The organism is Kitasatospora sp. NPDC001225, from assembly GCF_053597855.1.
Window position 1 is genome coordinate 1 of the sequence record NZ_JBSFJC010000218.1, and the last position, 8,865, is coordinate 8,865.

Consider the following 8,865-nt stretch of genomic DNA (forward strand, 5'->3'; position numbering starts at 1 on the left):
TGCTCAAGCCGGAGTACAAGGGCCAGGTCGCCCTCAACGGCAACCCGACCAAGTCCGGCTCCGCCTTCGGCGGCGTCTACGCGGCCGCGCTCGCCGACCTGCCGCCCGGCCCGGACGGCGGTTGCCGGTCGGTTGTTGATGAACGTCGCGGGCGAGGACATGCTGGTGCCCTTGTCGCCCTTCGACTCGCACTGCACGTACTGGCCGGCGGAGTCGACGGCGACGACCACGCCGTCGGTGTCCGACGAGGCGACGGGAGCGCGGACCCCGATCACCGCCTGGTACTGCGAAGCCTCGGAACCCAGGCAGGAGGCCAGGATCCCGGCGACGGTCCCGGCGTCGATCGGGGTCGTCGTCGTGCTGGTGACGGTGGAGGCCGCCGGGGTGGCAGTCGCTCCGGTCGCGGCCGAGCCGCCGCCGGAGGCCGGGGCGGCCGGCGCGGCAGGGGCGGCCGGCGCGGCGGCGGGCTTGCTCTGGGCCGTGGGGGTGGCCGTGGGGGTGCCGGTCGCGGCGGTGGCCATTCCCCCCGCGGTCGCGATGGCCGCGGCGGTGGCGGTGATGATCATGATCGGGCGGATACGCATGAATCCGTGTCCCTTCCTGCGGGCGTCCGGTTGATGCCCGCGCCCCTGTACGCCTCCCGATGCCCGACCGGTCGCACCCCGCGCGTGTGATCCAGGTCATAGGCCGTCGATGTAACCCTGGGACGGCGCTCGTGCGTACAGGGCGGGAGGCTCCACCCAGGACGCACGGCTGACCCGCCGTGGCCGAGGAGTGCTCCCTCGCGCACCGCCCGTGCCGCGAGCTGACGGACAGCCCCGGAGGAGAGGCCCTTGATGACGCCACAGGAGTTCGACGCGTTCTACGCGGCGTCCTTCTCCCGCCTCACCGGGCAGCTCTACGCGATAACCGGCAACTGGTCCGAAGCCCAGGACGTGGTCCAGGAGGCCTTCATCCGCGCCTGGGACCGCAGGCGCACCTTCGACCCCGGCAACGCCCCGGAGGCATGGATCCGGACCACGGCCCGGCGGCTGGCCCACTCCCGCTGGCGGCGCCTCGCCCGGGGCCTGCACCTGGCCGGACACCACCACCGCCACGAACCGTCCACCGTCGAGCCGCCCACCGAGGAGCACCTGATGCTGGTCACCGCGCTCCGCGACCTACCCGAAGCACAGCGGATCGCCCTGGTCCTGCACCACATGTGCGACCTCTCCATCGAGCAGGTCTCGGCCGAGACCGGCGCCGGCATCAGCACCGTCAAGAGCCGCCTCGCCCGCGGCCGGACCGCGCTCGCGGCCAGACTCTCCGACCGGACCCCGACCAGCGAGGAAGGAAAGCTCCGTGTCTGACCCCGTCCACGACAGCCTCGACGACCGGCTGCGGCTGCTCGGCACGCAGATGCCGGCACCGACCCTGCCCGCTGCGGAGATCCGCAGACGCGCCGACCGGCGCCGCCACCGCCGACACGCCCTCGGCGCGACCGCGGCCTGCGCCGCGGCGGCCCTGTGCCTGGCCCTCCCGTCCGTGCTGAACCCGCCGGGGCCACAACACCCACCGGCACCACAGCAGGGGCCGGCCGCCATAGGCACCCCCTCCGTGCCGGCCTCCCCCCACCCCCCGGCGGCGTTCACCGTCACCAGCACGACGACGACCCCGATCGAGGCCGGAGCCGTCGCCGGGATCCTGGGCTCCTGCCTGGGCTCCGAGGCGTCGCAGTACCAGGCGGTGATCGCGGTCCGCGCTCCCGCCGCCTCCTCGGACACCGACGGCGTGGTCATCGCTGTCGACTCCGCCGGCCAGTACGCGCAGTGCGAGTCGAAGGACCGGACCGGGCACAGCATCTCCCTCCCCCCGACGTTCATCAACGACCGTCTGTGGGGCGCCGGCCACCTGGTCGAGTTCTTCGACAGCTTCAACGCCCCGACCGGTGCCGGGCAGGTCCTCTCACTGGGCGCCGGGCACTACACCGCCGACGTCGCCAAGGTCACCATCAGCTACGGCGACGACGCGACGCAGTACCCGACCGTCATGGCGGGCGGCGCCTTCGTCTACACCGCGGCCGTCTCCACCGGCGCCGACGCGAACTTCCCCCCGACCCCCTACGTCCACGCCTACAACGCGGACGGCAAGGAGATCTACAACCAGAAGACGCAGCCCACGGTCAAGAACACCCACCCGTAGGCGATGCCCCAGGACCTCAGCCGAGCCGCTTGAGCATCTTGACCGAGGTCGTCTCGTAGCCGAGCGACTCGTAGAGGCCGCGCGCGCCCGTGTTGAACCCGAAGACGCTGAGCCCGAGGGTATGGGCGCCCTGCGCCCGGGCCTACTCCTCGCCGAGGAGCATGGCCCTTCGCCCGAGGCCCAGCCCGCGCTTGTCGGCGTCGATCGCGATGTCCCAGACCCACCAGGAGCCGGCGTCCTCGCTCGTGTCCGGTCCGATCCAGAGGTGGCCGACGGTGGCCCCGGCGGCATCGACCACGTCGAAGACCACGTGCCCGGGGCTCGGTGCACCGGAGGGGAAGTAGCGGGCCATGCTGTCGGCCGCGTGCCGGCCGGCGTCCTCGGGCGTCTGCCCCGCAGCGACGAGGTCCTTGGCGTACTCGGCCCGGCTGCGATCGAGCCAGGCGGGCAGGAGTCGGGCGTCCATGGAGCGGAGGGTCGTAGACATCGGGCCAGCCTGCCACACTGCCGGCGCTGGAGCACTCCAGTTCCCGTCCAGGCGTTGCGACCAACCGTCAGCAGCGCGAACCCCGCCCGTTGTGGCAGCAGTTCGGGGGTCGGCGACCGGACGGGGGGTCAGTGGCGGTTGCCGAGGGCGAAGAGCAGGATGACGAAGCCGGCGAACAGGTGGGTGCCGAGGATGTAGATCCCGGCGCGGATGAGCATGGCCTTGCGCCGCTTCTTCTCGTCACCGGTGGCGCTGCTCATGGTCGGTGCTCCTGGGGTCGGGTCGTGGGGCGGTCGTGGCGGGGCCTCGGGCGGATGTGCGGACGCCGGGCGGTCATCGGTCCGTTCCCTTTCGTGCCGTGGCGTCCGCCAGGACTCCGGTGGTCCGCAGCTCGGTGCGGGCACGGGCGATGGCGTCCGGTGTCCGGGCGAAGACCCGCCCCTGCCGCTGGAGGGTGTCCAGGACGCCGAGGGCGTCCAGGGTCCGCCGGTGGCCGTCCGGCACCCCCGCGGCCAGGACGAGGATGCCGCGCCGTTCCAGCTTGCCGATCGCGTCGCCCAGCGCCAGGGCGCCCGTGGAGTCGATCGCGGTGACGTGGGACAGGCGCAGGATGACGGCCTTGACGTCGGTGGTCTCGGCGAGTTGGAGCAGGAAGCGGTGTGCGGCCGCGAAGAACACCGGCCCGTCTATCCGGTAGGCGACGATGTGCTCGGCGAGCAGCGCCCGCTCCTCCTCGTGGTGGTCGGCCGGGGCCAGGCCGTCGTGCAGCGGCACCTGCTGGAGCCGCGCGGACCGCGCGACCTGGCGCAGGGCCAGGATCCCGGCGACGGCCAGGCCGACGACGACGGCCGTGACCAGGTCGAAGGCCAGGGTCGCGGCGGCGGTCAGCGCCAGAACGGCGGCCTCGCCGCGTCCGCTGCGGGCCAGCGCCCGCAGTGAGGCCACCTCGACCATCCGGACCGCGGTGGCGATCAGGACACCCGCGAGCGCGGCCAGCGGGATGCCCTCGACGAGCGGAGCCGCGGCGAAGACGACCACCGCGAGCACGGCGGCGTGCACCAGGGCGGCCAGCCGGGAGACGGCGCCGGAGCGGACGTTGACGGCGGTACGGGCGATCGCGCCGGTGGCGGCGACGCCACCGAACAGCGGGGCGACCAGGTTGGCCACTCCTTGGCCGAACAACTCCCGGTCGCTGTCGTGCCGTTCGGAAGCACTCATCGCGTCCGCGGCGGTCGCCGACATCAGCGACTCCAGCGCCGCCAGCGCGGCGACCGCGAGGGCGGCGGTGAGCAGGTGCGGCACCGCGCCGGGGTCGAGGAAGCCCAGCGACGGCGGCGGCAGACCGGCCGGGAGGTGGCCGATGGTCGCCACGTCCAGGTGGGCGAGGTCGGCCACCGCGGTCGCGGCGGCGACGGCGAGCAGCGAGAACGGGATGCCGGGGCGCAGCCGTGCGCCGACGAGCATCACCGCGGCGACGGCGAGCGCCACGGCGGGCGCGGCCGGGTGCGGGTGGCGGGCGAAGTCGGCGAGGGCCTGTCCGGCGACGGCCACGACGTTCTCGGCGTCGCCCTTGGTGACGCCGAGGGCGGCGGGCACCTGCTGGAGTCCGATCACGCCGGCGATGCCGAGGGTGAAGCCCTCGACGACCGGCGCGGGGACGTAGGCCATGAAACGGCCGGCCCCGCCGAGGGCGAGGGCGACCAGCAGCAGGCCGGCGATCAGGCCGACGGTGAGGACGCCGGAGGTGCCGTACCGGTGCACGATCGGCACCAGGACCACGGTCATGGCGCCCGTCGGTCCGCTGACCTGGAGGTTGGAGCCGCCTAACACCGCGGCCAGCGCCCCGGCGACCACGGCGGTGGCCAGCCCGGCCTCGGCCCCCGCGCCGGAGGCGACGCCGAAGCCCAGCGCGAGCGGCAGCGCGACGATCGCCACCGTCAGACCGGCCACCAGGTCCTTGCGCGGCGAGCGCCCCATGGCGGCGAGGGCCGCGCGGTTCGGCAGCACGGCCCGGACCCGCCCGGCGGCCCGGCCCACGGGGGTGGCCCGTGTGGCGCTCACGCCGTCTGCTCCGCCGCGTCCGGAAGCCCGGCCGAACGCAGCTCGGCGAGCAGCGTCCCCTGATCGGCGATCATCTCGGTGAGGATGCGGCGCGCGGCCCGCAGCAGCTCCGCGACGTCCGGCGTGCTCAGTGCGTAGACCACGGTGTTGCCCTCGCGGGTGGCCGTGACCAGGTTGCTGCGGCGCAGGACGGAGAGCTGCTGGGAGAGGCTGGACGGCTCGATCTCGATCGAGGCGAGCAGCTCGCGCACCGGACGCGGACCGTCCTGGAGCAGTTCCAGCACGCGGATGCGCGCCGGGTGGCCGAGCGTGCGGAAGAACTCCGCCTTCGCCTGGTAGAGCGGGACGGCCATGCTCAGTCCTCTTCCTGTTCCTCGGCGGTGTGCTCGATCTCGATGCCGTGCTGGGCGGCGATCCGCAGCAGCTGTGTGACGCGTCCGGCGTAGGCCTGCGCGCTGTCCTCGTCACCTGCCGCCCGGGCGCCGGCCCGCTGCCGGCGGGCCTCGTCGAGCTGCTCGCGAAGCTCCTGGTCGAATACGTCGCTCATGCGCCCCTCCTCGCCGCCGGCGCTGCCGCGCGCGACCGCCTCTCTGCCGAGTACAGGGCAGCATCATCTATGCACTTGAAGAATTCTTCAAGTTGCGACTTCTGCACATCGATCTCCGCCCGGCCCGCCGCCGACGGCGCGTGGAGCGGCCGGGGCCGGCGGACCGTGCTACGGGCGAGGGGTCAGGCGACGGCTCCGGCCGGGGCGGGCGCGCTCGCGCGGTGCGGGGTCGAAGTCGGGGCCGGGGGCAGCGGCTTGGTGCGTCCGGCCCGCACGCCGTTGCCGATGATGACGATCTCGGCGAGCTCGTGGACCGCGACGACGGCGGCGAGGCCGAGGACGCCGAGGAGGGCGAGCGGCATCAGACCGACGATGACCGCCAGGGACAGGCCGACGTTCTGGAGCATGATCCGCCGTGCGCGGCGGGCGTGGTCCAGGGCCTGGGGCAGGTGGCGCAGGTCCTCGCCCATGAGCGCGACGTCGGCGGTCTCGATGGCGACGTCGGTGCCCATCGCCCCCATCGCGATGCCGAGGTCGGCGGTGGCCAGGGCGGGGGCGTCGTTGACGCCGTCGCCGACCATCGCGGTCGGGCGGAGGGTGCGGAGCCCGCCGATGATGCGGGCCTTGTCCTCGGGGCGCAGGTCCGCGTGCACGGTGTCGATGCCGGCCTCGGCGGCGAGGGCCCGGGCGGTGCGCTCGTTGTCGCCGGTCAGCATCACCACGGTCAGGCCGCGGGCGCGGAGGCGGTCGACGACCTCGCGGGCCTCGGGGCGCAGTTCGTCGCGTACGGCGATCGCGCCGATCACCGTCGCGTCGTCCTCGACGAGGACGGCGGTGGCGCCGGAGTCCTGCATCGCGGTGACGGCTTCGGCCAGCGGGCCGGGCTCGATCCAGCCGGGGCGCCCGAGCCGGACGGGGCGGCCGTCCAGGCGGCCGCTGAGGCCGGCGCCGGTGACCGCCTCGACGTCGGTGGCGACGGGCACCCCGGGGGCGGCGGCCAGGACGGCCTCGGCCAGGGGGTGTTCGCTGCGGGCCTCCAGCGCGGCGGCCACCGCGAGGACGGTGTCGCGGCTGTGGCCGTCCAGGGTGGCGACGCGGACGACCGCGGGCCGGTTGCGGGTGAGGGTGCCGGTCTTGTCGAGGGCGACGGCGCGTACGGCGCCGAGGGCTTCGAGGGCGGCTCCGCCCTTGACCAGGACGCCGAGCCTGCCGGCCGCGCCGACGGCGGCGACCACGGTGACGGGTACGGAGATGGCGAGTGCGCACGGGGAGGCGGCGACCAGGACGACCAGCGCCCGCTCGATCCAGGTGGCCGGATCGCCCAGCAGGGAGCCGACGAGGGCGATGAGGGCGGCGGCGACCATGATGCCGGGCACCAGGGGCTTGGCGATCCGGTCGGCGAGGCGCTGGCCGGCGCCCTTGCGGGCCTGTTCGGCCTCCACGATCCGGACGATCCGGGCCAGCGAGTTGTCCTCGGCCGTGCTGGTGACCTCGACCTCCAGCACGCCGGTGCCGTTGATCGCGCCCGCGTACACCTCACTGCCCGGACCGGCCTCGACGGGGACGGACTCACCGGTGATGGCGGAGACGTCCAGGGCGGTGCGGCCGGCGCGGACGGTGCCGTCGGTGGCGATCCGTTCGCCGGGCCTGACCACCATCGTGTCGCCGATGCGCAGTTCGGCCGGAGCGACGGTCCGCTCGGTGCCGTCGCGCAGCACGGTCGCCCGTTCGGGCACCAGGTTCAGCAGGGCGCGCAGGCCGCGGCGAGTCCGGGCCAGGGACCAGGCCTCCAGGCCCTCGCTGACGGAGTAGAGGAAGGCCAGCATGGCGGCCTCGCCGACCTCGCCGAGGAGGACCCCGCCGACGGCGGCGATCGTCATCAGCGTGCCGACCCCGACCTTGCCCTTGGCCAGGCGGCGCAGCGTGGCGGGTACGAAGGTCCAGGCGCCGACGACGAGGGCGAGTGCGTTCAGCGCGGTCACCGCGATCTCGGACGCGCCGGACCAGTCGGTGATAAGTCCGGCCAGCAGCAGGACGCCGGCCACGGCGGCGGCCCGCAGCTCGCCGACCTCCCAGAGCTTCTCCGGTTCGCGCTCCTCCTCTCCCTCCACGGTCTTCCTGTCGTCGCCGCAGCCGCAGGCGTCGCTCATCGGCCGGCTCCGGTGCTGTCCGGGGCGGGCGCCGCCGGGGTGCCGTAGATCGGGCAGAGGTCGACGGCCTCGCCGGTCGCGGCGAGCAACTGCTCGGCCGAGGCCAGCAGGTCCAGCAGTTCCGGGCGGGCCAGGAAGTACAGGGAGGCCCGGCCCTGGGGGCGGGAGTCGACCAGGCCGCAGTCCCGCAGGCAGGCCAGGTGCGCCGAGACCGTGGACTGGGCCAGGCCCACGCAGCCGACCAGGTCCACGACCTTGGCCTCGCCCCGGGCCAGGCGCAGCAGGATCGCGAGGCGGGCCGGGTCGCCGAGCGAGCGGAACAGGGCCACCGCTGCCGAGGGCGCGCCGCACGAGGTGGTGGCCGAGGGCCCGGCCGCCGGGCTATTCATCGTCATAGAGCGATGATAGCTGTCCATATCGATGTCATCGCTCCAGACGGGCTGTCGCGGCCCGGTTCGACCGCGACTGCATCCGGGAGCGGACGCCGGAGAGACAGGTCGTCGCCGTCGCCACGGGCGGCCACGGCGGTCGATCGGGGCGCGGGGACGCCGCCCACGCCCTCCCCCGGCACCGCACGACACGTCCTGCGCGAACCCGCCAGCCCCACCCCCCTCTCCCAGCCAGGCGTCCCCCGACACCCGTCGCGCGCGGTCGGCGGTCCGACCATCACCCCACGTCAGCGCAGCACTTAGGCGACCCTCGGTCGACGGCCCGTCCGCCCGGCCCCGGAACCACTCGCGACCCACCAGAACACCACACCCCACGCCTCGCCGAAAACACGGAGGGAAATGACCGATAACACGTGAGGTCAGGCTTCGTTCGATTGACCGTCACAAAAGCGGTCTGGATACTGATCGAGCACGACGCAACCGAAACTCGTTGCGAAGCGGTCTCCGATTCGACATTTCATCCGACTGAGGAGAATCCATGATCTCGAAAGCCAAGAAGGTCGTGAGCTCGATGGCGATGGCCTTCGCCGCGGCCGCCACGCTCACCGTGGCCGTGCCGTCCGGCAACGCCTTCGCCATCGACCACGTCCAGTGCGACGGGAGCCGCAACGACTTCCTGAAGATCTGGTCGCACCTCGACGGCCGTGACAGCGTCGACTGCTACGCGAACGGGGGGTCGATCGGCTTCGGCGGGTGGTGGGTCGACCGGATCTCCACCGGGAACAACGACCTGGTCTACTCCGACGCCAACGGCGACTCGGTGCGGATCAACCGCTGGACCGACATCTCCTTCCCGAACCGCCCGCCGCGAGTCAACTCCATCCAGATCCTCTGACGAGCCGGCGGAGCGAACCCCGAACAGAAATTCGCCCGGCCGAATCACCGGGAATTCCCGCAGTGCTTCGATCGCCACCGAATTTTCTGTGACGTGAATTCGCTCCACCCCGGCTCACCGGCGCCGGCCACCCCCTCCAGGGGCTGGCCGGCGCC

The 8,865-nt window shown here is 73.5% G+C and carries 10 protein-coding genes and 1 pseudogene; 4 read left to right on the plus strand and 7 right to left on the minus strand.

All coding sequences use genetic code 11. From position 1 onward, the window contains the following. The 3 genes and pseudogenes from ACWDCZ_RS37390 to ACWDCZ_RS37400 all read left to right on the plus strand — a co-directional run. Positions 1-116, plus strand: a pseudogene (locus tag ACWDCZ_RS37390) (ABC transporter substrate-binding protein); the annotation flags it as partial. Positions 117-836: 720 nt separating this feature from the next. Then, positions 837-1,349, plus strand: a complete 513-nt coding sequence (locus tag ACWDCZ_RS37395) for a SigE family RNA polymerase sigma factor (protein WP_049649167.1) — start codon at positions 837-839, stop codon at positions 1,347-1,349. Next, the gene (locus ACWDCZ_RS37400; RefSeq protein WP_449818253.1) at positions 1,342-2,181 is read left to right on the plus strand and encodes a hypothetical protein; all 840 of its coding nucleotides are present in this window, start codon (positions 1,342-1,344) and stop codon (positions 2,179-2,181) included. Before ACWDCZ_RS37395 ends, ACWDCZ_RS37400 begins: the two co-directional genes overlap by 8 nt. 142 nt (positions 2,182-2,323) lie before the next feature. Here the strand turns inward: ACWDCZ_RS37400 and ACWDCZ_RS37405 are convergent, their stop codons facing one another. The 7 genes from ACWDCZ_RS37405 to ACWDCZ_RS37435 all read right to left on the minus strand — a co-directional run bounded on the left by ACWDCZ_RS37405 (position 2,324) and on the right by ACWDCZ_RS37435 (position 7,821). After that, positions 2,324-2,668 carry a GNAT family N-acetyltransferase gene (locus tag ACWDCZ_RS37405; RefSeq protein WP_449818254.1) on the minus strand — a complete coding sequence of 115 codons (345 nt, stop codon included), beginning with the start codon at positions 2,666-2,668 and terminating at the stop codon, positions 2,324-2,326. A gap of 128 nt (positions 2,669-2,796) precedes the next feature. Continuing rightward, a complete protein-coding gene (locus ACWDCZ_RS37410) occupies positions 2,797-2,928 on the minus strand; it encodes a DUF6126 family protein (RefSeq protein ID WP_220450012.1) in 132 nt (43 codons plus the stop codon). 73 nt (positions 2,929-3,001) lie between these two features. Further along, complete coding sequence (locus tag ACWDCZ_RS37415; RefSeq protein ID WP_449818256.1) at positions 3,002-4,645, minus strand: SulP family inorganic anion transporter; 1,644 nt, start codon at positions 4,643-4,645, stop codon at positions 3,002-3,004. 80 nt (positions 4,646-4,725) lie between these two features. Beyond that, the gene (locus ACWDCZ_RS37420; protein ID WP_074005869.1) at positions 4,726-5,082 is read right to left on the minus strand and encodes an ArsR/SmtB family transcription factor; all 357 of its coding nucleotides are present in this window, start codon (positions 5,080-5,082) and stop codon (positions 4,726-4,728) included. Positions 5,083-5,084: 2 nt separating this feature from the next. Next, positions 5,085-5,276 carry a hypothetical protein gene (locus ACWDCZ_RS37425; protein ID WP_074005868.1) on the minus strand — a complete coding sequence of 64 codons (192 nt, stop codon included), beginning with the start codon at positions 5,274-5,276 and terminating at the stop codon, positions 5,085-5,087. 182 nt (positions 5,277-5,458) lie between these two features. Further along, positions 5,459-7,426 carry a heavy metal translocating P-type ATPase gene (locus tag ACWDCZ_RS37430; protein WP_449818255.1) on the minus strand — a complete coding sequence of 656 codons (1,968 nt, stop codon included), beginning with the start codon at positions 7,424-7,426 and terminating at the stop codon, positions 5,459-5,461. Further along, complete coding sequence (locus ACWDCZ_RS37435; protein WP_117486201.1) at positions 7,423-7,821, minus strand: ArsR/SmtB family transcription factor; 399 nt, start codon at positions 7,819-7,821, stop codon at positions 7,423-7,425. The genes ACWDCZ_RS37430 and ACWDCZ_RS37435 overlap by 4 nt, the downstream gene beginning before the upstream one ends. Positions 7,822-8,353: 532 nt before the next feature. Here ACWDCZ_RS37435 and ACWDCZ_RS37440 point away from each other — a divergent pair. Further along, positions 8,354-8,710, plus strand: a complete 357-nt coding sequence (locus ACWDCZ_RS37440) for a beta/gamma crystallin domain-containing protein (protein WP_049649160.1) — start codon at positions 8,354-8,356, stop codon at positions 8,708-8,710. The last annotated feature ends 155 nt before the right edge of the window (positions 8,711-8,865 follow it).